Genomic DNA, 23,621 nt, shown 5'->3' with positions numbered 1-23,621 from the left:
TCCCGACGAGATTCTTATGACACTCCAAGCTCAATTCGCACAAGCCCAGGCCGACTCCAAGACACTCAGCGAGCGTCCTGACAACATGACCATGCTGAAGATGTACGCGCTGTTCAAGCAAGGCAGCAGCGGCGACGTGCAAGGCGAACGCCCTGGCATGACCGACTTTGTCGGCCGCGCCAAATGGGATGCCTGGAACGAACTGAAAGGCACTAGCCAGGAAGCGGCGCAGCAGCAGTACGTCGACCTGGTCGAAGGCTTGAAAGACTAAGTCCTGCTCCGCAAAAAGCACGAAAGGCGCGAAACAGATTTCTGTTTCGCGCCTTTTTTGCTTTGAAGGACTTTATGGCTTCGCCAGCGTTACCTTGCCCAGCACTTCGGGATTGAGCAGGTTGGGCGGATACATCCTATCCTTATCCGGCAGCAAGGCCGCCAGCAGGTTGTCTGCCGCGCAATCAGCCATGGCGCGCCGCGTCGGCTCCGAAGCGCTGGCGATATGCGGCGTCAGCACCACATTCGACAGGCCCAGGAAGTCCGGATGCAATGCCGGTTCGTTCTCGAACACGTCGAGTCCGGCGGCGGCAATCCTCTTGTCGCGCAAGGCGGCGATCAGCGCCAGGTCGTCGACAATGCCGCCGCGCGCCAGGTTGACCAGGGTCGCGCCCGGTTTCATCATGGCCAGTTCGGCGCTGCCGATGGTGTGGTGCGACTCTTTGGAATACGGCAGCACCAGGATCACGTGGTCGGCGGCGCCCAGCAATTCCTCCTTGCTGACGTAGCGCGCCTGGTTGGCGCGCGCTTCCAGCTCAGGCGCCAGGCGCGAACGGTTGTGGTACAGCACCTGCATGTCGAAACCCATCGAACGCCGCGCAATCGCCTGGCCGATGCGGCCCATGCCGATGATGCCCAGCGTTGCACCATGCACGTCCGCGCCCAGGAAGCTGTCGTAGCGCCATTGCTTCCAGTGGCCGGCGCGCAGCCAGTGCTCGGCTTCGGTGACGCGGCGCGCAGTCGCCATCAGCAGCGCCCAGCCGAAGTCGGCCGTGGTTTCGTTGAGGACGTCCGGCGTGTTGGTGACCATCACCCCTGCCTTGGTGGCTGCAGCCACGTCGATATTGTTGTAGCCGACGGCTTGATTGCAGACCGCCTTCAGGCGCGGGCTGGACTGCAGCAGTTCGGCCGATATGCCTTCGCTGGCGGTGGCGATGACGCCATCCTTGTCCCGCAGCTTTTCAGCCAGTTCGGCGGCGCTGAAGATGCGGTCTTCCTGGTTGCTCTCCACCTCGAAGTACTGCGCCAATCTGTCGATCACTTCCGGGAACACTGCCCGCGCCATCAATATCTTTGGTTTCATTTGCAATCCGACGTCAGTTCGGTTCAACGGAAAAATATCAGTGTCATCACCGCGAACAGCGGCAGCAGCACCACGCACGCCCAGGCCATGTAGCCGAAGAAGGATGGCATCTTGATGCCGCGCTCCTCCGCAATCGCCTTGACCATCAGGTTAGGCGCATTGCCGATATAGCTGTTGGCGCCCATGAATACCGCGCCGCAGGAAATCGCCGCCAGCGTCGCCGCCAGCTTGGTCATCAGCTCGGCCGCATCGCCGGAAGCCGTATTGAAGAACACCAGGTAGGTAGGCGCATTGTCGAGGAACGACGACAAGACGCCGGTAGCCCAGAAATACATGGCGTTGTTGGGTTGGCCATCGGCGCCGGTGACCGCGCGCACCACCATGCCGAAAGCACCGAGCTCGCCGGCCCGCAGCATGGCGATCACCGGCGCGATGGTAACAAAAATGCCGGCGAACAGCTTGGCCACTTCAAGGATCGGCCCCCAGGTGAAGTCATTGCCTTCGCGGGCGATCTTCGGCGTCAGCCACAGCGACAGCAGGATCACCACCAGCAGCAGGCCGTCGCGCAGCAGGTTCTGCAGCTCGACCACGGTGCCGTAGATGTCATAGCTGACGCCCGGCTTCCAGAAGCCGCTCATCAGCACCAGCCCCACCACTACCGCCAGCAGGACAAAATTGAACTTGCCTTCGAAATGCAGCCTGACGCCGGGCGTGGACGGGTCCGGCTTGGGCGGCAGCTGCTCGCCCTTGGTGCGGAAATAGTAATTGTCCAGCAGGTAAAAAATCACCAGCAGCGTGCCCCACATGAACATGGTCTGGCCGAAGATGTTCTTGAAGGTCCAGGAAAAATCCACGCCCTTGAGGAAGCCCAGGAACAGCGGCGGATCGCCCAGCGGCGTCAGCGCGCCGCCGGCATTGGCCACCAGGAAAATGAAGAAGACGACGATGTGCACCGTGTGCTTGCGGTCTTCATTGGCGTTGATCACCGGCCGGATCAGCAGCATGGCGGCGCCGGTGGTGCCCATCAGGCTGGCCAGCACGGTGCCCAGCGCCAGAAGGCCGGTATTCATGGCGGGCGTGCCGCGCAAATGGCCGCGCAGGCAGATGCCGCCGGCCACCACGAACAAGGCGGTCAGCAGGATGATGAAGGGGAAATATTCCGCCAGGAAAGCATGCACCACGCCGGCGGCGGCGGTCGGCACGCCGAAGCCGAGCGCGCAGGGAACCAGGAAAGCCAGCGACCAGGCCACTGCAATCTTGCCGAAATGATCGTGCCAGAACGCCGGCGCCAGCAAGGGGCCAAGCGCAATCGACAGCAGCAGGCCCATGAACGGCACGCCCCACCAGGCGGACAGCTGGGCGCCGTCGAGTTCCGCGGCTTGCGCCGCGACGGGAAGGCAAGCGATCAGGACGGCAAGTATTTTTTTATGCAATGTAGTCTTCCGGATGAGGTGAACGGACAAAAAACGCAGGCCATTTTAATCGGAAACCGATGTTGAATAAATAACAAACGAACACTATTGGCCGGCCGCCTTGAGCGGCTCCGCGATCTCGAAAACCTGGCGCAGGTAGTTCAGGTAAGGCTGGTCGTCGCACATGTTCTTGGACGGCGTATCGGACAGCTTGGCCACCGGCTGGCCATTGCACCGTACCATCTTCATGACGATTTGCAAGGGTGTATAGCCCAGATCGTTGGTCAGGTTGGTGCCGACCCCGAAAGCGACCCGGGTGCGATCCTTGAAACGCAGGTACAGCTCGTTGACCTTGGCGAAATCCAGGCTGTCGGAAAACACCAGTGTCTTGGTCGAGGGATCGACCCGGTTGTCCTGGTAATGCTTGATCAGGCGCTCGCCCCATTCGAAGGGGTCGCCGGAATCGTGGCGGGCGCCGTCGAACAGCTTGCAGAAATACAGGTCGAAGTCGCGCAGGAAGGCGCCCATGCCGTAGACGTCGGACAAGGCGATGCCGAGATCGCCGCGGTATTCCTTGGCCCACATTTCAAAGCCGTAGATCTGCGAATCGCGCAGCCGCGGGCCGAGCGACTGGCAGGCCTGCAGGTATTCATGGGCCATGGTGCCGAGCGGCGTCATGCCGTATTTCATGGCGAAATAAACATTGGAGGTGCCGACCAGGTGCCGGGAAAAATCGCGTTGCAGTGTCTGCACCACTTCTTCGTGCCAGCTGCGTGAAAAACGCCGGCGTGTGCCGTAGTCTGCCACCTTGCAGCCGGCCATGGCAGGATCGTCGCGGATCAGCGCCATCTTGCTTTGCAGGCGGCGCCGCCCTTCCGCATGGTCCGGCGCGGCCTGGGTAGCGCGGAAATACACTTCGTTGACGATCGCCAGCACCGGCACTTCAAACAGGATGGTATGCAGCCAGGGGCCTTTGACCGTGATGTCGATCTCGCCGTTGTCGGCCGCCGACGGCTGCACGCTGATGTATTTCTGCTGCAGATGGAACAGGCTGAGGAAATCGATGAAGTCGTTCTTGATGAAGCGCATGCTGCTGAGGTAGGCCAGCTCCTGCTCCTGGAAGCGCAAACGGCACAGGCCCGCGATTTCGTCGCGGATTTCATCGACATAGGGCCGCAGGTCGACGCCCTGGTTGCGGCATTTATAGCGATACTCCACTTCCGCCGCCGGGAAATGATGCAAGACCACCTGCATCATCGTGAATTTATACAGATCGGTGTCGAGCAGCGAAGTAATGATCATGGTGTCTGGATACAAGGCGGTGATGAAAGGTGGCCAGTGCACGCAAGGCGCGGCCTGCGCCGATTCCGCATCTTACAGCAGCGGCCTTATTTATTGCATTCGCCGTGATAGCGCGCCCCCAGCTTGCCGCGCTCGCGCACATTTTTCATATGCCTGACGCCGCGTCCGGCGCCGGCAGCGCGTGATCAGGTTCGAAGAAGCACCAATGCACCTGCGGCCAGCGCTGCTGGATGCCGGCTTCGATACGGTTGATGGCGTCCACCAGCGCCACGTCGGACGGCTGCGGCCGCATCACGGCCTGCACCGCGATCATGACTTGCTCACCCCACTGCATGGAAATCAGGTTGCGCACGCCGGCGACATCGGCATCGGCTTCGATGTACGCCTTGATGGCGGCATGCACCTCGGGCGCTGCAGACTCGCCGGTGACCATGGCTTTCACTTCGCGGATCACCAGCACCGCGACGATCATCAGCAAGACGCCCACCGCAATCGTGCCGCAGGCATCCCATAGCGGATTGCCGGTGATCACGGTCAGGGAAACCGCGACAAAGGCCAGCGCCAGCCCGGCCAGCGCGGCAATATCCTCCCCTGCCACCACCATCAGTTCCGACTGCCGGGTTTCGCGGAACCATTGCATGAACGGCTTGCCCTGCGCAATCTTGCGGATTTCCACCAGCGCGCCGCGCAGGGAGAAAGCCTCCAGCACCACCGACACGCCCAGCACGCCGAGCGCGATCCAGGGAGTGCTGATCGGCTGCGGATGCTTCAGGTGCTCGATCCCTTCCATCACTGAAAATGCGCCGCCGACAAAAAACAGCAGCAGGGCCACCATCATCGCCCAAAAATACACGACCCGCGCGTAGCCCATGGGATGGGCGGCATTGGCGGGCCGCCTGGCTTCCTTCAGGCCGATCAGCAGGAACACCTGGTTGGTGCAGTCAGCCAGCGAATGGATCGCCTCCGCCAGCATCGCCCCCGAACCGGTGTAGACGGCCGCGGCGAATTTCGCCAGCGCGATGCCGCCATTGGCGCCCAAGGCATAAAAGATGGCCTTGGTGGAGCCTTCATGGGAAGATGACATAATTAATCCGTAGCAACAAAGGCAGTAACGATAGCCAGTTTGGCAAGTTCATGCAAGCAATCCGTCCTCGCTGGAAAGCCATTGCGCCGGATATGGTAAAACTACGGAATCGGGAGATTTTCCGCTAATGTGAATTTCACATTTGCTTATATGGATTCTATATAACAGCAGTTTGTGAGAAAACCCGAATTACCTTAAAATACAAGGCTTTGCGACTGGGTAAATATATAGCAGGGCAAGCATGGCCCCACACTATCCAGACGCCGCCTCAAGACCCGCATCAAGACCATTATTTACAGATAGGACTGTTGTTATGACCCACGTTGTGACCGAATCTTGCATTCGCTGCCGCTATACCGACTGCGTGGATGTATGCCCGGTTGATTGCTTCCGCCAAGGCCCGAATTTCCTGTCGATCGACCCTGACGAGTGCATCGACTGCGCGGTATGCGTCGCCGAGTGTCCGGTCAACGCTATCTATGCTGAAGAAGATGTGCCGGCGGACCAGCAGCATTTCATCAAGCTCAATGAAGACCTGTCGCGCCACTGGCCGTCGATCACCAAGACCATCGCCCCTCTGGCCGAAGCCGAGGAATGGAAGGATGTCAAAGATAAATTGGAATTTTTGCAACGTTAAGCCAGCCTTGGGCCGCCCTCGGCGGCCAGGACGCCGGCAGCGCAAATTCTTCAATAAAGCCAGGCCATTGCCCCCAGCCACAGCGCAGCACCTATCGCCCCAGATACAACAACGCGAAACTTTCATCCAATCGCCGTCGCAGCCATCGCAAGCACTCCGGCCACGGCGTTTTGGGGGACTCAACTGAAACAGGAATCAGATCGTCGTATGGATACCACCGTCAAACTTGCACCCGCACCCGCCTCTGCCAACAGCGTGATCGAAACCGATGCCGTCATCGTCGGCGCCGGTCCGGTCGGCCTGTTCCAGGTCTTTGAACTCGGCCTGCTGGAAATCAAGGCCCACGTCATCGACTCGCTGCCGGTCGTCGGCGGTCAGTGCGTGGAGCTGTATCCGGACAAGCCGATCTACGACATTCCCGCAGTGCCGGTCTGCACCGGCCAGGAGCTGACCGACAACCTGCTCAAGCAGATCGAGCCGTTCGAGCCGACTTTCCACTTGAACCAGGAAGTCACGCTGGTGGCGCGCCGTGAAGACAACCGCTTCGACCTGGAAACCTCGGCCGGCGCCCGCTTCATCACCAAGACCATCTTCATCGCCGCCGGCGTCGGCTCGTTCCAGCCGCGCACCATCAAGGTCGACGGCATCGACCAGTATGACAATACGCAGCTGTTCTACCGCGTCAAGGATCCGGCCCAGTTCCACGGCAAGAACCTGGTGATCTGCGGCGGCGGCGACTCCGCGCTGGACTGGGCGCTGGATCTGGTCGGCAAGGCTGAATCGGTAGTGCTGCTGCACCGTCGCGAAGAATTCCGCGCGGCGCCTGCTTCGGTGGCCAAGATGAAGGCGCTGTGCGAGGCCTATGAAATGCAATTCCTGGTCGGCCAGGTCACCGGCCATGAAGCCAAGGACGGCAAGCTGAGCGAAATCAAGGTCACCGGCCCGGACGGCGTCACCCGCCGCCTGCCGCTGGACACGCTGCTGGTGTTCTTCGGCCTGTCGCCAAAACTCGGCCCGATCGCCGAATGGGGCCTGGATATCGAGCGCAAGCAACTGCGCGTGGTCGACACCGAGAAGTTTGAAACCAATGTGCCGGGCATCTTTGCCGTGGGCGACATCAACACTTACCCAGGCAAGAAGAAGCTGATCCTGTCTGGCTTCCATGAAGCCGCGCTGGCCGCCTTCGGCGCCGCGCCTTACATCTTCCCGGACAAGAAGATCCACATGCAGTACACCACCACATCGCCGAAGCTGCACAAGATCCTTGGCGTGGAATCGCCGGTGTTCGATTAAAAACCTGCCTCAATAAAATAAAAAGCCGTCCGAGAAGTGATTCTCGGGCGGCTTTTTTATCGCCTCGCTGCTGGGGCTGGGTAAACGTAAAAACGCCCGGGATGCATCAGCATCCCGGGCGTTTTTCATGCAGCTAGATTATTACTGCGCTGCAGCCGGAGCAGCTTCGCCGCCTTCGTCAGACTGGGCAGCCTTCATCGACAGCTTCAGACGGCCGCGGTCATCGGTCTCGAGAACCTTGACGCGCACTTGCTGGCCTTCTTTCAGGTAGTCGGCGACAGCATTGACGCGCTCATTGGCGATCTGGCTGATGTGCAGCAGACCGTCTTTGCCCGGCAACACTTGCACGATTGCGCCGAAGTCCAGCAGCTTCAGGACAGTGCCTTCGTAGACCTTGCCGACTTCAACCGAAGCCGTCAGTTCTTCGATGCGACGCTTGGCTTCCTGGCCTGCAGCTGCATCCACCGAAGCGATAGTCACGACGCCTTCGTCGCTGATATCGATCTGGGTGCCGGTTTCTTCGGTCAACGCGCGGATGACAGCGCCGCCCTTGCCGATCACGTCACGGATTTTTTCCGGATTGATCTTGATGGTGATCAGGCGTGGAGCAAAATCGGACAGCTCGGTCTTACCGTGCGGTACCGCTTCCTGCATCTTGCCCAGGATATGGATACGGCCTTCCTTGGCTTGCGCCAGAGCGACCTGCATGATTTCCTTGGTGATGCCCTGGATCTTGATATCCATCTGCAACGCAGTGATACCGTTGGCGGTGCCGGCTACCTTAAAGTCCATGTCGCCGAGGTGATCTTCATCGCCCAGGATGTCGGTCAGGACGGCGAACTTGCTGCCTTCCTTGATCAGGCCCATGGCGATGCCGGCAACGTGCGCCTGCATCGGCACGCCTGCGTCCATCAGCGCCAGGCAGCCGCCGCAGACAGAAGCCATCGACGACGAACCGTTGGATTCGGTGATTTCCGATACCAGGCGCACCGAGTAGCTGAAATCTTCCGGTGCCGGCAGCGCCGCTTGCAGAGCACGCTTGGCCAGACGGCCGTGGCCGATTTCGCGGCGCTTTGGCGTACCGACGCGGCCGGTTTCGCCGGTTGCGAACGGTGGCATGTTGTAATGCAGCATGAAGCGGTCCGAGTACTCGCCCATCAGCGCGTCGATCTTTTGTTCGTCGCGTGCGGTGCCCAGCGTGGCGACTACCAGCGCTTGGGTTTCGCCACGGGTGAACAATGCCGAACCGTGGGTACGCGGCAGGACGCCGGTACGGATCGTGATCGGACGCACGGTACGTGTGTCGCGGCCGTCGATACGCGGCTCGCCTTCGAGGATCTGCGAACGGACGATCTTGGCTTCCAGGTCGAACAGGATGCCGCTGACTTCCGAAGAATCAGGTGCGGCAGCGCCAATCGATGCAGCTTCAGCAGCCAGTGCTGTGTTGACTTCAGCAAAAGCGTCTTTCAACTTGGTGGTGCGGGCTTGCTTGTCTTTGGTCTGGTAAGCTTCGCGCAGCTTGGCTTCGCCGAAATGCGCAACGCGCGCGATCAAGGCGTCGTTCTTCGGCGCCGGGCTCCATTCGACTTCAGGCTTGCCGCCGTCGCGCACCAGTTCATGGATCGCATCGATCACTGCCTTCGATTGCTCATGGCCGAAGACAACCGCGCCCAGCATGATTTCTTCCGACAGTTGCTTGGCTTCCGATTCCACCATCAGCACGGCGGTTTCAGTACCGGCAACCACCAGGTCCATGGCCGACTTGGTCAGTTGCGAAGTGGTTGGGTTCAAGACGTACTGGCCGTCGATATAACCGACGCGTGCAGCGCCGACCGGGCCGGCGAAAGGAATGCCGGCAACCGACAGGGCAGCCGAAGCGCCGATCATTGCAGCGATATCGGGATCGATTTCAGGATTGACCGACAACACGTGAATGATGACTTGCACTTCATTCAGGTAACCTTCTGGGAACAGCGGGCGGATCGGACGATCGATCAGGCGCGATGTCAGGGTTTCTTTTTCGGAAGGACGGCCTTCGCGCTTGAAGAAACCGCCTGGGATACGGCCAGCTGCGTATGTCTTTTCAACGTAATCAACGGTCAAAGGGAAAAAATCCTGACCTGGCTTGGCATCTTTGCGTGCCACCACGGTAGCCAGCACAACGGTATCTTCGATCGATACCAGCACTGCGCCGGAGGCTTGGCGAGCGATCTCGCCTGTTTCCAGCGTGACTTGATGTTGTCCGTACTGGAATGTCTTCGTAACTTTATTAAACACAATATATCCCTCTCATCAGTTGGGGGCAGAGCAATTCGCCGCAAGCTGACGCTTGCGACTCTTAAAACTCTTTCCCGCAATTGTTTATTTGCCGACAGATTTTCAGGCGCTGTCGTTCACCTCACCACAGACGACTCATCGCAGGCTCTTGCCAATGAATTGCCGTCTCCTTGCGTAGAACTAACTTCTTGATACTTGCGCAGATAAGCTGCACAAAAGCTGCTGCCAAAAGCAAAAATGCCCGCATCAGAGACTGATACAGGCATTTTTTCAACTTATCGACGGACCAAGGACATCGTCACGAAATATCGAAACAGGATGTCGCAGAAAATAACGTCGGCCGACGATGAGTCGCGCACTTACTATTACTTACGCAAGCCGAGTTTTTCGATCAGCGAGCGGTAACGGTTCAGGTCCTTACCTTTGAGGTAGGACAGCAGGCTTTTACGACGGTTAACCATCATGATCAGGCCGCGGCGGGAATGGTGATCCTTGGCGTGGGCTTTGAAGTGACCGTTCAGGTCGTTGATACGGGCTGTCAGCAGCGCAACTTGCACTTCCGGGGAGCCGGTGTCGTTTTGACCGCGCGCATTATCAGTGATAATAGCGGCCTTGGCTGTTTTTTCGATAGTCATGCTTTACCTTTCACAAGCGGTGTACAGAGTACGCAACCCTATGCACCGTGAACAAACAATTAAAAAATCCGGTCAAACTTGACCAGACGCGCAGTATATAGCAAAAAACCTGCGGATTCAAATACTTAGCGTCGGACCAACAATAATCTATTTCGGAGCATAGCCATGAAGCAACTCTACCCCGCCCTGTTAGCCGGCCTGCTGCTCAGCCTGGGCGGCTGCGCCTCGCTGCTGGCGCCGCCGGTCAATCCGGGCGAGCCGGAAGCGCAGGTGCTGGCGCGCCTGGGCAAGCCGACGGGGTCTTATCAAGACGGCAATGACGTACTATTGGAATACGCGCGCGGTCCGTTCGGCCAGGCAACATACATGGCAAAAATCGGCCCTGACCATAAATTGATTTCTTATGAGCAAGTTCTGACCCTGGAGAAATTCGCCACCATCAAGGTCGGCCAGTTCAGCCAGGCCGATGTGCTGCGCACCATAGGCAAGCCTTTCGAAACCGTCTACTACGACCGGGTCAAGCTGAACGGCTGGAACTATGCCTACAAGGAATCGGGCGTCTGGAACTCGGAAATGACGGTGTATTTCGACGACAGCGGCATTGTGCGCAAGCTGGAAAACGGCCCCGATCCGCGCTTTGAGCATACCCGCTTCGGCATGTAGAGCTACAGGCATCCTTGAACGAATGGTTCAAGCGGCGCTCCTGCAGCAAAGGCGCGGCGCTGGCCTTCTACACGCTGTTCTCGATGGCGCCGATGCTGATCCCGGTGATCGCGATCGCCGGCGCGGTCTTCGGCGCCCAGTTCACGCGCCAGTACGCGCCGTTTTTCGGCAGCCTGCAAAACAAAGAAGCCGGCAATCTGGCGACGCCGGCTTCCTGATTCCTCCGCTTAACAAGCCCTAGTCCTGATACGGCTCCAGCCCACGGTCCGACAGGTGCAGGATGCGGCCGCAGCGGCGCGCCAGTTCGATGTCGTGGGTGACGATAACGAAAGCGGTGCCGAGCGTCTGCGACAATTCCAGCATCAGATCGAAAGTCATTTGCGCGGTGGCGCGGTCCAGGTTGCCGGTCGGCTCATCGGCCAGCACGCAGGCCGGCCTGGTCACCAGCGCCCGCGCCAGCGCCACCCGCTGGCGTTCGCCGCCGGACAGCTCGCCCGGCACGTGGATCACGCGCTCGCCCAGGCCGACCCGCGTCAGGATTTCGCGCGCCTGCTGCTGCGCATCGCTGCGCTTGAGGCGGCGGATCATGAGCGGCATGGCGACGTTGTCCAGCGCCGAAAATTCCGGCAGCAGATGATGGAACTGGTAGACGAAACCGAGCGCGTTGTTGCGCAGGTCGCCGCGGGTCTTTTCGCCCAGCGTGGTGAAGTCCTTGCCGAGCAAGCTGACATTGCCGGCGGTCGGCGCATCCAGGCCGCCCAGCAAATGCAGCAGGGTTGACTTGCCGGAACCGGAAGCGCCGACGATGGCAACCTGCTCGCCCTTGACGACATCGATATCGATGCCGTTCAAGACCTTGACCGAATAACTGCCCTGGGTAAAGGTCTTGCCCAGGCCGCGGCAGGAAAGCACCACCGGATTATTGTTTTGATTATTTGTATTGATTGTATTACTCATAACGCAATGCCTCGGCAGGTTTCACCCGGGCGGCCCACCAGCTCGGGTACAGGGTCGCCAGGAAGGCCAGCACCACGGCGACGCTGCCGATGGTCCAGACGTCCGGCCAGCGCAGGTCTGACGGCAATTCGGTGATCACGTACACGCTCTTCGGCAGGAACTGCACATGCAGCATGTTTTCGATGAACGGCACGATGACATCGATATTCAAGGCGATCAGCACGCCGCCGCCGACGCCAATGGCGGTGCCGATCAAGCCCACCAGCGCACCCTGGATCATGAAAATCTTCATGATCGAACCGGGCGATGCGCCCAGGGTGCGCAGGATCGCGATGTCAGCCTGCTTATCGGTCACCGTCATCACCAGCGTCGACACCAGGTTGAACGCCGCCACCGCGATGATCAGGGTGAGGATGATGAACATCATGCGTTTCTCGGTCTTGACCGCGGCGAACCAGTTGCTGTTCTGCTGGGTCCAGTCGCGCAGGTACAGGTTCGGCGGCAGCGTGGTCGCCAGCTGCCGCACGATCTGCGGCGCTTCCAGCATGTCGGTCACCTTCAGGCGCACGCCGGACGGCGAATCCTGGCGGAACATCTTTTCCGCATCGTCCAGGTGGATGAAGGCCAGGGTCGAATCGTATTCAAAATGGCCGGCCTCGAAAATCCCGGCCACGGTAAATTGCCGCAAGCGCGGAATCACGCCGGCCGGCGTCACCTGTCCCTGCGCCGCCATCAGCGTCACCTTGTCGCCGATGCCGACGCTCAAGGCATGCGCCAGTTCGATCCCCAGCACGATATTGAATTCGCCCGCCTTCAAGTCGCTGAAACTGCCTTGCTTGACCTTCTTGGCGACGTCCGACACCTTCGGCTCCTCGGCCGGCAAGACGCCGCGCACCGCCACGCCGCGCAGGACACTGTCGCGCACCAGCATGGCTTGCGCATCGACATAGGGGGCAGCGCCGATCACTTCCTTGTTCTTGAAGGCCTGCTTGGCCACTTCTTCCCAGTTCTGCATGGAGCCGGAAGCGTCGAACACTTCGATATGCGCCAGCACCGACAGCATGCGGTCGCGCACATCCTTCTGGAAGCCGTTCATCACCGACAGCACTACGATCAGCGCGGCGACGCCAAGGGCTATGCCGGCCATCGAAATCAGGGAAATGAAGGAAATGAAGCTGTTGCGGCCGCTGCGCTTGCCCGCACGGGTGTAGCGGATGCCGACCAGCCACTCAAATGGTAAGTTTTTTATGATGCTCAATGCGAGGCTCCCAAAATCAGCCCGCAGTTTGCCATAATTTGACAGACTCACGGGGCTTTCCAGCTAAATGCGCTTACTCTGATCCTAAGCAGGTGCTATCGTTCAATATCGAATGACACCAAAAACCGGAATGGCGCCATCAATTGCCAAAACGAAATATACTCTCAGATACACAACCGCATTCGTAAGCATCCGTCCGCTGGCGGATGCCTATCCAAACCATTCGGAACTATTGAGGACCGCATCATGAAAAAATTCTTTGCACTGTGCCTGGGTTTGCTGCTGGCGCAGGCAGTGTCGGCGGCCAACCTGCCCTACGACGAAAAAGCCGACGCCAAGGCCGACGTCAGCCAGGCCCTGAGCCAGGCGCAGGCCAGCCAGAAGCAGGTGATCCTGGTGTTCGGCGCCAACTGGTGCACCGATTGCCGCGAGCTGGACAAGGCCCTGCACGGCAAGAGCGCGGCCCTGATCGACGGCAAATTCATTCTGGTGAAGGTCGATGTCGGCAATTTCGACAAGAATCTCGACGTTGCCCAGTCTTACGGCAACCCGATCAAAAAAGGCATTCCGGCGGCAGTGCTGCTCAGCCCGGACAACAAGATCATCTACTCGACCAAGGCTGGCGAGCTGGCCGATGCGCGCCGCATGGGCGAGAACGGCATCTATGATTTCTTCAACAAGGAAATTGTAAAACGCTAGGAATTGCAGGCCGGACCAGCTTTGGCTGATCCGGCCCGCTTCAGGCAATCACTTCGGCGCCAAGCGGATGCCGCCGTCCAGGCGGATCACTTCGCCGTTCAGGTAAACCGTCTCCAGGATGGTCTTCACCAAAGCCGAGAATTCCGCCGGCTTGCCCAGCCGCGGCGGGAACGGCACCATTTTCCCCAGCGCTTCCTGCACTTCCGCCGGCATCCCCAGCAGCATCGGCGTCTCCATGATGCCCGGCGCAATCGTCATCACGCGGATGCCGTGGCGCGACAGCTCGCGCGCCGCCGGCAGGGTCAGCGCCACCACGCCGCCCTTGGACGAAGCATAGGCCGCCTGGCCGATCTGGCCGTCGAAGGCCGCCACCGAAGCGGTATTGATGACCACGCCGCGCTCGCCGTCCGCATTCGGCTCGCCCTTGCTCATCGCATCAGCCGCCAGGCGCATCATGTTGAAGGTACCGATCAGGTTGATCTGCACCACCCGCGTAAAGTCTTCCAGCCCATGCGGGCCTTCCTTGCCGACGATGCGCTTGGCAGGGGCCACGCCGGCGCAGCTGATCAGGCCGTGCAGGCCGCCGAATACCTTGACTGCAGTGTCCACGGCTGCCTGCGCGCTGCTTTCGCTGCAGACGTCGGTCGCGACAAAGCGGGCATTGCTGCCCAGCTGCGCCGCCAGCGCGGCGCCGGCCTCCTGGTTGATGTCGGCGATCACCACCTTGGCGCCGCCTTGCACCAGCATGGCGGCAGTGGCAGCGCCGAGGCCGGAACCGCCGCCGGAAATCAGGAATACATTGTTTTCGATTTGCATATTTTCTCTTCTTTACGATTTTCTACAGTTTAGCTTTAGCGATTTCCTGGTTGCGCAAGATGAAGCGCTGCAGTTTGCCGCTAGGGGTTTTGGGTAATTCTGTCAAAAATTCGATTTCGCGCGGATAGGAATGCGCGGCCAGGCGGCGCTTGACGTATTGCTGCAGCTCCTCCGTCAGCGCGGCGCTCGGCGCGTAATCCTTGCCGAGGACCACGAAGGCCTTGACCAGTTCCGTGCGTTCCGGGTCCGGCTTGCCGACCACAGCCGCCTCGACCACCGCCGGATGCTCCAGCAGCGCGCTTTCCACGTCGAACGGACCGATGCGGTAGCCGGAAGAAGTAATGATGTCGTCGCCGCGGCCGATAAAGCTGATGCTGCCATCCTGGTTCAGCTCCACCGTATCGCCAGTGACGTAATAGTCGCTGGCGTCGCGGCTGCTGTCCTGCTGCCAGTAGCCCTGAAACCAGTAGATGGGTGAACGCGGACGGTCCACCGCCAGCACGCCCGGCTCGCCGACGCCCAGTTCCTTCTCATCGTCGTCGAGCACCGCCAGCCGGTAGCCCGGCATGGCAAGGCCGGCCGAACCCATGTGCACCTCGTGCTGCAAGCCATGGTGATTGCACAGCACCATGCCGGTTTCGGTCTGGCCGTAGTGATCGTTGATCAGCGTGTCCAGATGTTCGCGGAACCAGCGTATCACTTCCGGGTTGAGCGGTTCGCCGGCGCTGCTGACCGCGCGCAGCTGACCTTTGACCGGCGCCGCGGCCTCCGCGCCGGCGGCGATCAGCATGCGGTAGGCGGTCGGCGATCCGGTCAGGTTGGTGATGCCGTATTTCTTGATGATGCGGTAGGTGCTTTCTACGGTGAAGGAACCTTCGTAAAAAGTAATCGCGTGGCCCATCATCAGCGGCCCGGTCACGCAGTAATACAGACCGTAGGCCCAGCCCGGATCGGCGATGTTCCAGAAGGCATCCTCGGGCCGCAGGTCGACCGCATAGCGCGTATAGACATAGAACGACAGCAGCGCCTTCAGCGGCACCGATACGCCCTTGGCCGGGCCGGTGGTGCCGGAGGTGAACAACATGATGAAGGCGTCTTCGGCCTTGCGCATCACCGGCGCAAATTCGGTCGAGTGCTTGCCCATCTCATCCCAGAAACCGAAGTCGCCGGCGGCCAGCGCGCTGGCGCCGTTGACGGTCATGACCGGCGGGCATTGCGGCACTTCGTCCAGCTTGTGGCGATTGTCGGCATCGGTGACGATCAGCCTGGCCTCGCTGGCGGCAACCCGGTACTCGATCGATTTCGAACCGAAGGCGGTAAACAGCGGCTGGTACACAGCGCCGGCGCGCCAGGTGCCGAGGATCGCCACCAACAGTTCCGGCGTGCGCGGCAACAGACCGGCGACGCGGTCGCCCGGCTGCACGCCCTGCGCCCTCAGGAAATTAGCAAAACGACCAGACAACTCCTGCAGCTGGGCGAAGGTATAGCTGGCGCTGCGGCCATCCTTGCCTTCCCAGTTCAGGGCGATGCGGCCAGGCGTAGCGTGGCGGTCGCAGCATTCGACGCTGGCATTGACGCCCGTCTCCAGGTTGCCGGCCAGTTCGGCGGCCACGCTGTCGAGCTTGAAATCGGCATAGAACTGCGCATAGTCCGGTATGGCATGGGCCGTGGCTGCGCTTGGGAAACCAGATGACATGAATGTTCTCCTCTAACCTAAAATGACTGGCTTGGCCAGTTCTTGTTTTGTTGTCATGAGAAATCGAGCTGCTGCGGCTAAGTCTAGGATATTTAGTGACTTGGGGCCATGTTAAAAGCGATCATTACGGCTGAGCGGAATTGCAATGACTAATTTGGGGCTTATGGAAGACTGGGAGAAAGGGACGATCGCCATTGGCCTCGTCGGCGAAGCGCTGCACTGCATGCGCCTGCGCGGCATGGATGCCGATGCGCTGCTGCTGCAGGCGGGAATTTCGCCGCGCCTGCTGGCGTCGTCGCACGCGCGGGTGGCGGCGGCCAATTACGGCCGCCTGTGGTATCTGATCTCGCAAGCGACCGACGACGAATTCTTCGGCATGGACAGCCATCCGATGCGGGTCGGCAGCTTCAACCTGCTGTGCCGCAGCGCCCTGCACAGCGCCAACCTGGGCAAGGCCTTGTCGCGCATGCTGGATTTCCTGCGACTGGTGCTGGATGACATTTCGGCGAGCCTGTCGCAACAAGATGGCGTGGCCTGCATCGTCATCAATGAAAGCGGCAGCCCGCGCCGCATGTTCACCTACGCCACCTTCCTGATGTTCGTGCATGGCGTCGGCAGCTGGCTGATCGGCCGCCGCATCCAGCTGCTGTCAGCCGATTTCCGCTGCGACGAACCGCCCGCCAGCCTCGACTACAAGATCCGCTTCTGCGACCAGGCGCGCTTCGGCCAGGCGCGCACCAGCATCACCTTCGACGCCGCCTGCCTGGCGCTGCCGATCGTGCAGAACCAGCGTACGCTGCCCGCCTTCCTGCGCGAAGCGCCCGGCAACCTGCTGGTGAAATACAGCAACCACGACAGCCTGGCAGCCACCATCCGCCGCCACCTGCGCCAGCTGCCGATGAATGAATGGTCGGATTTCGACAGCTTGGCGCGGCAGCTGCAAACGCCAGCCTCGACGCTGCGCCGCAAGCTCAGCCAGGAAGGACAATCGTACCAGGCGATCAAGGACAATTTGCGGCGCGACCTGGCGATCAACTACCTGAGCGGCTCGGCCCGGAGCATCGAAGAAATCGCCATCAGCCTCGGCTTTGCCGATCCCAGCGCCTTCCATCGCGCCTTCAAGAAATGGACCGGAAGCAGTCCGGGAGAACACAGGCGGGCCTTGTCAATCTCATAGCAGATCGCGATGGCTGTCACCTGCGCCTGGCCTGGGTAAACACCCGGCCATGGATGGCAGACAGGATCGCCTCCACCGCCGGATGCTTGATCTTGCGTTCATTCGAGACCGCGTAAAACTGTTCATGCACCTGCTCCAGCTGGCCGATCAGCACTGCGCCGAACTGTTCCTCGACATCCGCCGCCAGCGCGGACGGCGCCGGGAACAGGCCGAGGCCGCTGCGGCCGAAAGTGTTCAGCAAGGCATTGTCGTCGAATTCGCCCACCACATCCGGCCTTAATTCGCGAGTTTCGAACCAGTGATCGATACGGCCGCGAATCACGTTGTTGCGGGTCGGCAGCAGCACAGGCGCACCGCGCAGGCTGGCCGGGAATTTGGGGCGATAGCGCTTGGCCAGCTCCTTGCTGCCGAACAGCGCGATATCGCTTTCGCCCAGCAAATGGCTGAACACCCGCAGCGCCGTACTGGACGGCGCCGGCCGGTCGGTCAGCACCACGTCCAGCTTGTGCAGCGTGAGGTCGCCCAGCAGCGCTTCGAACTTGTCTTCAAAACACACCAGCTTGACACGCTGCGGCAGCCGCAGGGCGGCTTCCAGAAGACGTGCAGAAATCAGTTTCGGCAGTGAATCTGAAATTCCCACCGCCAGCCGCATGGTAGGTTCATCGTCGGCCGCCGCCAGCGCCTCCTGCATCTGCTCGCCCAGCAGGAAAATCTGGTCGGCGTAGCCGAGCGCCAGGCGCCCTGCCTCGGTCAGCACCAGCCGCCGCCCTTGCGGCGCCAGCAGCGCCTTGCCGACCTCTTGTTCCAGCAGCGACAGCTGGGCACTGACGGTTTGCACCGCCAGCCCCAGCCGTTCGGCGGCGCGCGTGACGCTGCCTTCCTTGGCCACCACCCAGAAATAGTGAAGATGCCGAAAGTTCAGCGACGATGGTTTCATTGTTCTGTTTTTCCGAAGTAATTCTTCGATTATCTTCGCTTTTTTAATTCATGTCGCGGCCATATGATGATTGCTCCTCAAACGAACTGGAGTCTTTGATGAAACCGACCATCGCGATCATCGCTACCAAAGGTGTAAAACTCAGCCGCAGACTGCGCGAGTATGTGAGCAACCGGCTCAGCCTCGCGCTGGACCGCAAGCACTACAACATCCAGGCAATGAAGGTGCGCATCAGCGACCAGAACGGTCCGCGCGGCGGCATCGACAAGCAATGCCAGATCCAGCTGACCCTGAACGGCTTGCCGACCGTGGTGATCACGGAGAAAGGCAGCGATATTGCAGCCATGGTCGACCAGGCTGCGCATCGCGCCGCCCAGGCGACCGCACGCCTGCTGGCGCGCACCAGATCGATTTCCCACACCAAGTACCTGGCGCCGGCGCTTGAGCCGGCGGTTATCTAATTAACGAAAGAACATCATGAACAACCGCTACGACACCCTGCGCAACCGCGGCGCCAGCTATGCCGCCACCACGGTGATGGACGGCGCCGCGCGCCAGGTCTTGCGCAACACCTACCTGCTGCTGTCGCTGTGCCTGGGCTTCAGCGCCATCGTCGCCGCTGCCGCGCTGGCGCTGAACCTGCCAGGGCCTGGCATCGTCATCACCCTGGCCGGCTATTTCGGCCTGCTGTTCCTGGTCACCAAATACCGCGACCGCGGCCTCGGCGTCGGCCTGGTGTTCGCGCTGACCGGCTTCATGGGCTACACCCTGGGACCGATCCTCGGCAAGTACCTGAGCATGGCCAACGGCGGCTTGACCGTGACGATGGCGCTGGCCGGCACCGCCATCATTTTCCTGGGGATGTCAGCCTATGCGCGGGTCACCAAGCGCGACCTGTCCTTCATGGGCGGCATGCTGACAGTGGGCGTGCTGGTGGCTTTCGTGGCGGGACTGGCGGCGCTGTTCTTCAGCATCCCGGCCTTGTCGCTGACCGTATCGTCAGTGTTCGTGCTGCTGATGTCCGGCATGATTTTGTTTGAAACCAACAATATCGTGCGCGGCGGCGAGACCAATTACGTAATGGCGACGGTCAGCCTGTTCGTTTCGATTTTCAGCCTGTTTACCAGCCTGCTGCAGCTGCTCGGCTTCGTCAGCAAAGAGTAAACCCCGGGCCGGGCGTACGCCGTCCGGCCCGATCGACTTTCAGGATAATGGAGAACGTTTATGTATTGCCCGGTATGTAAAGACAAGGAGCTGGTGATGAGCGAGCGCCTGAGCATTGAAATCGATTATTGTCCCGGCTGCCGCGGGGTCTGGCTGGACCGCGGCGAACTGGACAAGATCATCCAGCAATCGACGCAGGAAACAGCCGCACAGCCGGAGCTCCGCGCGCCGCAGCATGGCTCGCATTACAACGACTACCGCCGTCCCAAGAAAAAGGAAAGCTTCTGGCAAGAGCTGTTCGATTGACGGCTCCGCAGCGACAGCACCGGCTCACGCAACCTGCCACCATGCCGGCAGCAGCAGCCTGATTTCCGGCCGCGCAAAGCGATCGTCGATCAGGTACACCACGCCGCGGTCCTGCTGGGTGCGGATCACGCGGCCGGCAGCCTGCACCACTTTTTGCATGCCGGGATAGAGATAGGTGTAGTCGTAGCCGTTGCCGAAGGTTTCCCCCATGCGGCGCATGATCTGTTCATTGACCGGATTGATCTGCGGCAGCCCCAGTGTGGCGATGAAAGCGCCGATCAAGCGCGCGCCAGGCAGGTCGATACCCTCGGCGAACGAGCCGCCCAGCACCGCAAAGCCTATCCCTTGCGAGGTGTCGGTAAAGCGCGCCAGGAAATCTTCCCTTTCCCGTTCATCCATGCGGCGCGCCTGCAGCCATAGCGGAATCTCCGGATACTGCTCGGCGAACAGCGCGGCGACCTTTTCCAGATAATCGTAGCTGCTGAAAAACATCAGGTAATTGCCGGCCTGCTGCCGGTACTGGCGCGCGATCAGTTCGACGATAGGCGCCAGCGAACGATCGCGGTGCTGGAAACGGGTCGAGATGGCGGTCACCAGCTGCACCTGCAGCTGGTCCGCGGTGAATGGCGACGGGACATCGATCCAGGCAGTGTCAGCCGGCATGCCCAGCGTATCGCTGTAAAAATGCCAGGGGCTCAAGGTGGCGGAAAACAGCACCGTGCTGCGCGCTGCGGCGAAACGTGGCGTCAGGAAAGGCGCGGGCACGATATTGCGGATGCAAAGGGTGCTGCCCTGCCCGTTTTGGCGTGTGATGTCGAACAAGGAATGCGAGCCGAACAGCTCGGCCATGCGGGTAAAGTGCAAAGCGTCGAAATAAAATTGCTGCAGATGGCTGTCCATGGCGGCCGGATGCTCCACCATATAGTCGGTGATATCCGCCACCGCCTGCAGCAGCGCGCCGACAAACGCCTCAGGGATTTCCGCATAATGCAGGTAGTCGCCTTCCTGCTCCTTGCCCAGGCCGTTCCACTGCCGGCTGACCCGGTCCAGCCCGCGCTTGAGCGCCGGCGGCGCGTTGCGGCGCAGGGCTTTCAGCTGGCTGTATTCCATTTCCGCGGAATACATCTTGCGCGCCCGGTCTATCATATTGTGCGCCTCGTCCACCAGCACTCCCACCCGCCACTGGTTGACGCTGGCCATGCCATACAGCATGGCGCTGATGTCGAAATAGTAGTTGTAGTCGCCGACGATCACATCCGACCAGCTCGCCATTTCCTGGCTCAGGTAATAGGGACAGACACGATGTTCGGCAGCCACCCGGCGCAAGCCATCGCGGTCCAGCGCACCGGCGTCGAACGCCGCACTGCGCGCCTGCGGCAAGCGGTCGTAGAAGCCTTGCGCCAAGGGGCAGGATTCGCCGTGGCAGGCTTTGTCCGGATGTTCGCACGCCTTGTCTCGCGCCACCAGTTCCAGCACGCGCAAGGACAAGGCCGGCGCACTTTGCCTGATGCGCGCCACGGCTTCCAGCGTCAGCGCCCTTCCGGAAGTCTTGGCCGCCAGGAAAAAGATCTTGTCCAAGGCCTGGCCCGGACTCGCCTTCAGCATCGGAAACAGGCTGCCGACGGTCTTGCCGATACCGGTCGGCGCCTGCGCCAGCAGGCAGCGGCCGCTGACGGCGCTTTTGTAGACAGCTTCGGCCATGATGCGCTGGCCGGGACGGAAATCCGCATGCGGAAACTGCAGCGCCGTCAGCTGCACGTCGCGCGCAGTGCGATGGGCCATTTCCTGTTCGGCCCAGGCCAGGAAGCGCTGGCAATGATCTTCGAAGAATTGCCGCAATAGTGCCGCGGTCAGGTGCTCGGTCAGCAAGGTTTCCTTCTGGCTGGCGATATCGTAGTAGACCAGCGCCAGCTGCAGCTCGTCCAGGCCGCGGCTCTGGCACAGCAGGTGGCCGTAGATCCTGACCTGCGCCCAGTGCAGATGGCGATGGTTGTCCGGCATGCGGCCGAGGTCGCCGCGATAAGTCTTGACTTCCTCCAGCCGGTTGAGGCGCGGATCGTAGCCGTCGGCGCGGCCGCGCACCAGCAAGGGACCAAAGCTGCCGCTCAGGCTGACTTCCGCCTCATAACCTGGGGAACGGCGCGCCGCCACCACCGCATGGCCGGTGATGCCTTCCTGCGCCGTCGGCGACGGTGTGAAGCGCAGGTCGAGATCGCCCTGCTTGGCCGTGAATTCGCACAGCGCGCGCACGGCGACCACGTATTGCGCAGGGGCCGTCGCCATCACGCGCTCTCCCCGGTCCATTGCACGTAATACACAGCAACCGGGATGTCATGCCGGGCGAAATAATCCAGCCAGCGGATCTGGTTGTCTTGCAGGCGGTCGCCCGGGCCCTTGACCTCGATCATCCGGTAGCGCTGCTCCGCCGGCCAGAACTGGATCAGATCAGGCAGGCCGGAACGGTTGCTCTTGATGTCTTGCAGGATGCGTTCGAAACATAGCTGCAGGTGCTGGGGCGGCAGGCAATCCAGCGCCATAGCCAGCAATGGCGCATCGATCGCGCCCCAGAACACGAACGGCGACTGGGTATTTTCCTTGATGCGGAAATTGTGCAGGATGGCCTGCCGGTAGCCGCCGCTACGCAGCAGTGCAAAGCCGGCCTCGAACTGCAGCGCCCGGCGCAAACGGAAATCAGGACCGTGCAAATCGGCCGGTCCGCTCTGGAACGGATGGAAGAAAGCGCCAGGCACCGGCGTGAACACGGCATCCCAGAACAACAGGCCGAACAGCGAATTGATCAGGGCGTTTTCGACATACAGCGCCGGCGCATCGGCACAGGCCAGGTGCCGGCTGAGCGCCTGCTCGACCGAGATGCCCGGAGCAGGCCGCGGCAAGGCGATTTCGTGCTGTGCGATGCTGACGGCAGCGGACGGCGTCAATCTGGGATGGCCAAGCGCGCGCCGCAGACGCGGCATGACGCGCAGCAGTTGCTGCTGTTCGGCTTCACTCTCGGCCTGCTGTTCTGCCTGCTGCGCCAATGCAAATGCTGCTTCAGGCTGGCCGCAGCGCTCCAGCACCCGGATCGCCCGCAGGCGCGCGCCGGGCCGGCTGCTGCCGGCATACAGGCGCAGCGCCGGCGCCAGCTCGCCATTGCGTTCATAGTGCTGGGCGACCTGGAACAGCAGCTTGCCGCGGCGCTCTTCCAACCATGGGTTCGGATAGGGCTGGGCGGATATATCCGCCGCTACCGCCTGCGGCTCCTCGCCGCCGAGAAAGCGTTCGCGGCAGGCATGCAGATGCAGGTAGTCATCGATATCCTGGCGGCTGCTGAAGCCTTGCGCGGCGGGCGACAGATCGACCTGCTCATATTTGAAGATGCCCAGTTCGGACAGCACGAATTCCGACCAGTCCTGGTACAGGTTACCGAAAAACATCAGGCGCAGGCGGTCGCACAGCGCAGCCACCGGTTCGCATAGCTGCAGCAGGCTGTCGGCGGCGCCGGGCCACCATTCCTCCAGGCTGCGCACGCCCGCCGCACCGCCTCCTGCCTGCCGCAGGAAATCCAGCTGCTCGCTCTTGCGCGCCACCTGCCGCAGCTGCGGGAAAGCGGCGGCGATCTCGGCCTTGTTCAGTACCCGGAACAGCTGGCCGATATCCAGCAGCGGCCGCGGCTCGACCCAGCCCGCTGCAATCAGCGCCGCCGCCGCGCTGGCGGCGCAGCCGATTTCATCGTAACGCAGCTTGCTGAGCCGGAACAGCTCGCCCTTGCGCATCACCATCCGCACCAGCAATGCCGCCGAGGCTTGCGGCAGATTGCCGAAACCATCGACGAAGGCCTGCTCTTCCAGGCTCAGCAAATGACGATAGCGGGCGCGCACCGAGTCCACAACGGTGACGAAGTTGTCCAGGTAGTAGAAACGGTTTTCCAGCGTTTTGTTCATGTTCCGGGTGCAG

General features: G+C 61.0%; 23 protein-coding genes. 10 read left to right on the top strand and 13 right to left on the bottom strand.

Going from position 1 to position 23,621, the window contains the following annotated elements; all coding sequences use genetic code 11:
* Nucleotides 1–16: 16 nt before the first annotated feature.
* Nucleotides 17–271, top strand: coding sequence for an acyl-CoA-binding protein (locus KHU30_RS19745; RefSeq protein WP_211444318.1), 255 nt, complete (start codon nucleotides 17–19; stop codon nucleotides 269–271).
* A gap of 72 nt (nucleotides 272–343) precedes the next feature.
* Here KHU30_RS19745 and KHU30_RS19740 read toward each other — a convergent pair whose 3' ends face one another.
* The 4 genes from KHU30_RS19740 to KHU30_RS19725 form a co-directional block, all read right to left on the bottom strand.
* On the bottom strand, nucleotides 344–1,354 hold the full coding sequence (locus KHU30_RS19740) for a 2-hydroxyacid dehydrogenase (protein WP_211444317.1): 1,011 nt from the start codon (nucleotides 1,352–1,354) through the stop codon (nucleotides 344–346).
* A 23-nt stretch (nucleotides 1,355–1,377) separates the two neighbouring features.
* A complete protein-coding gene (locus KHU30_RS19735) occupies nucleotides 1,378–2,787 on the bottom strand; it encodes a sodium:proton antiporter (RefSeq protein ID WP_211444316.1) in 1,410 nt (469 codons plus the stop codon).
* A gap of 84 nt (nucleotides 2,788–2,871) precedes the next feature.
* Nucleotides 2,872–4,068 carry a nicotinate phosphoribosyltransferase gene (gene pncB, locus KHU30_RS19730; RefSeq protein WP_211444494.1) on the bottom strand — a complete coding sequence of 399 codons (1,197 nt, stop codon included), beginning with the start codon at nucleotides 4,066–4,068 and terminating at the stop codon, nucleotides 2,872–2,874.
* Nucleotides 4,069–4,213: 145 nt separating this feature from the next.
* Nucleotides 4,214–5,152, bottom strand: a complete 939-nt coding sequence (locus tag KHU30_RS19725; protein WP_211444315.1) for a cation diffusion facilitator family transporter — start codon at nucleotides 5,150–5,152, stop codon at nucleotides 4,214–4,216.
* 313 nt (nucleotides 5,153–5,465) lie between these two features.
* On the opposite strand from KHU30_RS19725, the gene fdxA reads away from it, so the two are divergent.
* Together fdxA and KHU30_RS19715 are read left to right on the top strand one after the other, a co-directional pair.
* Entirely contained in the window at nucleotides 5,466–5,789 is a 324-nt protein-coding gene (gene fdxA / locus KHU30_RS19720) for a ferredoxin FdxA (protein WP_211444493.1), read from the top strand.
* 207 nt (nucleotides 5,790–5,996) lie between these two features.
* A complete protein-coding gene (locus tag KHU30_RS19715) occupies nucleotides 5,997–7,082 on the top strand; it encodes an NAD(P)/FAD-dependent oxidoreductase (RefSeq protein ID WP_211444314.1) in 1,086 nt (361 codons plus the stop codon).
* A 141-nt stretch (nucleotides 7,083–7,223) separates the two neighbouring features.
* Here KHU30_RS19715 and pnp read toward each other — a convergent pair whose 3' ends face one another.
* Nucleotides 7,224–9,359: a polyribonucleotide nucleotidyltransferase gene (gene pnp / locus KHU30_RS19710; RefSeq protein WP_211444313.1), complete on the bottom strand. Its 2,136-nt coding sequence runs from the start codon at nucleotides 9,357–9,359 to the stop codon at nucleotides 7,224–7,226.
* Nucleotides 9,360–9,724: 365 nt separating this feature from the next.
* The gene (gene rpsO / locus KHU30_RS19705; RefSeq protein WP_014007042.1) at nucleotides 9,725–9,994 is read right to left on the bottom strand and encodes a 30S ribosomal protein S15; all 270 of its coding nucleotides are present in this window, start codon (nucleotides 9,992–9,994) and stop codon (nucleotides 9,725–9,727) included.
* A 165-nt stretch (nucleotides 9,995–10,159) separates the two neighbouring features.
* Here rpsO and bamE point away from each other — a divergent pair, with 165 nt between their 5' ends.
* Together bamE and KHU30_RS19695 are read left to right on the top strand one after the other, a co-directional pair.
* The gene (gene bamE, locus KHU30_RS19700; protein WP_211444312.1) at nucleotides 10,160–10,657 is read left to right on the top strand and encodes an outer membrane protein assembly factor BamE domain-containing protein; all 498 of its coding nucleotides are present in this window, start codon (nucleotides 10,160–10,162) and stop codon (nucleotides 10,655–10,657) included.
* 14 nt (nucleotides 10,658–10,671) lie between these two features.
* Entirely contained in the window at nucleotides 10,672–10,875 is a 204-nt protein-coding gene (locus tag KHU30_RS19695; RefSeq protein WP_211444513.1) for a hypothetical protein, read from the top strand.
* 19 nt (nucleotides 10,876–10,894) lie between these two features.
* Here the strand turns inward: KHU30_RS19695 and lolD are convergent, their stop codons facing one another.
* Together lolD and KHU30_RS19685 are read right to left on the bottom strand one after the other, a co-directional pair.
* Entirely contained in the window at nucleotides 10,895–11,614 is a 720-nt protein-coding gene (gene lolD, locus KHU30_RS19690; protein WP_211444311.1) for a lipoprotein-releasing ABC transporter ATP-binding protein LolD, read from the bottom strand.
* Entirely contained in the window at nucleotides 11,607–12,872 is a 1,266-nt protein-coding gene (locus tag KHU30_RS19685) for a lipoprotein-releasing ABC transporter permease subunit (protein WP_211444310.1), read from the bottom strand. Before KHU30_RS19685 ends, lolD begins: the two co-directional genes overlap by 8 nt.
* 246 nt (nucleotides 12,873–13,118) lie before the next feature.
* Between KHU30_RS19685 and KHU30_RS19680 the strand changes: the two genes are divergently transcribed.
* A complete protein-coding gene (locus tag KHU30_RS19680) occupies nucleotides 13,119–13,571 on the top strand; it encodes a thioredoxin family protein (RefSeq protein WP_230427485.1) in 453 nt (150 codons plus the stop codon).
* A gap of 48 nt (nucleotides 13,572–13,619) precedes the next feature.
* Here KHU30_RS19680 and KHU30_RS19675 read toward each other — a convergent pair whose 3' ends face one another.
* Nucleotides 13,620–14,387, bottom strand: coding sequence for an SDR family NAD(P)-dependent oxidoreductase (locus tag KHU30_RS19675; protein ID WP_211444309.1), 768 nt, complete (start codon nucleotides 14,385–14,387; stop codon nucleotides 13,620–13,622).
* A 22-nt stretch (nucleotides 14,388–14,409) separates the two neighbouring features.
* The gene (locus KHU30_RS19670) at nucleotides 14,410–16,083 is read right to left on the bottom strand and encodes an AMP-binding protein (protein ID WP_211444308.1); all 1,674 of its coding nucleotides are present in this window, start codon (nucleotides 16,081–16,083) and stop codon (nucleotides 14,410–14,412) included.
* A 145-nt stretch (nucleotides 16,084–16,228) separates the two neighbouring features.
* Between KHU30_RS19670 and KHU30_RS19665 the strand changes: the two genes are divergently transcribed.
* Entirely contained in the window at nucleotides 16,229–17,260 is a 1,032-nt protein-coding gene (locus KHU30_RS19665; RefSeq protein ID WP_211444307.1) for an AraC family transcriptional regulator, read from the top strand.
* Nucleotides 17,261–17,276: 16 nt separating this feature from the next.
* Here KHU30_RS19665 and nhaR read toward each other — a convergent pair whose 3' ends face one another.
* Nucleotides 17,277–18,197: a transcriptional activator NhaR gene (gene nhaR / locus KHU30_RS19660; protein WP_211444306.1), complete on the bottom strand. Its 921-nt coding sequence runs from the start codon at nucleotides 18,195–18,197 to the stop codon at nucleotides 17,277–17,279.
* 98 nt (nucleotides 18,198–18,295) lie between these two features.
* Between nhaR and KHU30_RS19655 the strand changes: the two genes are divergently transcribed.
* The 3 genes from KHU30_RS19655 to KHU30_RS19645 are packed head-to-tail and all read left to right on the top strand — an operon-like array spanning nucleotide 18,296 to nucleotide 19,667.
* Nucleotides 18,296–18,658, top strand: a complete 363-nt coding sequence (locus KHU30_RS19655) for an HPF/RaiA family ribosome-associated protein (RefSeq protein ID WP_211444305.1) — start codon at nucleotides 18,296–18,298, stop codon at nucleotides 18,656–18,658.
* A gap of 16 nt (nucleotides 18,659–18,674) precedes the next feature.
* Nucleotides 18,675–19,361, top strand: a complete 687-nt coding sequence (locus tag KHU30_RS19650; protein WP_211444304.1) for a Bax inhibitor-1/YccA family protein — start codon at nucleotides 18,675–18,677, stop codon at nucleotides 19,359–19,361.
* A gap of 60 nt (nucleotides 19,362–19,421) precedes the next feature.
* The gene (locus KHU30_RS19645) at nucleotides 19,422–19,667 is read left to right on the top strand and encodes a TFIIB-type zinc ribbon-containing protein (RefSeq protein WP_211444303.1); all 246 of its coding nucleotides are present in this window, start codon (nucleotides 19,422–19,424) and stop codon (nucleotides 19,665–19,667) included.
* 24 nt (nucleotides 19,668–19,691) lie between these two features.
* Here the strand turns inward: KHU30_RS19645 and KHU30_RS19640 are convergent, their stop codons facing one another.
* On the bottom strand, nucleotides 19,692–21,950 hold the full coding sequence (locus KHU30_RS19640; RefSeq protein WP_230427484.1) for an ATP-dependent DNA helicase: 2,259 nt from the start codon (nucleotides 21,948–21,950) through the stop codon (nucleotides 19,692–19,694).
* On the bottom strand, nucleotides 21,950–23,608 hold the full coding sequence (locus KHU30_RS19635; protein ID WP_211444301.1) for a VRR-NUC domain-containing protein: 1,659 nt from the start codon (nucleotides 23,606–23,608) through the stop codon (nucleotides 21,950–21,952). The genes KHU30_RS19640 and KHU30_RS19635 overlap by 1 nt, the downstream gene beginning before the upstream one ends.
* Between the last annotated feature and the right edge of the window lie 13 nt (nucleotides 23,609–23,621).

The organism is Collimonas humicola (genome assembly GCF_018304945.1).
Taxonomy (GTDB): Bacteria; Pseudomonadota; Gammaproteobacteria; order Burkholderiales; family Burkholderiaceae_D; genus Collimonas; species Collimonas humicola.
Note: the sequence above shows the minus strand (reverse complement) of the source record. Positions and strands in the feature narration are given on the sequence as shown.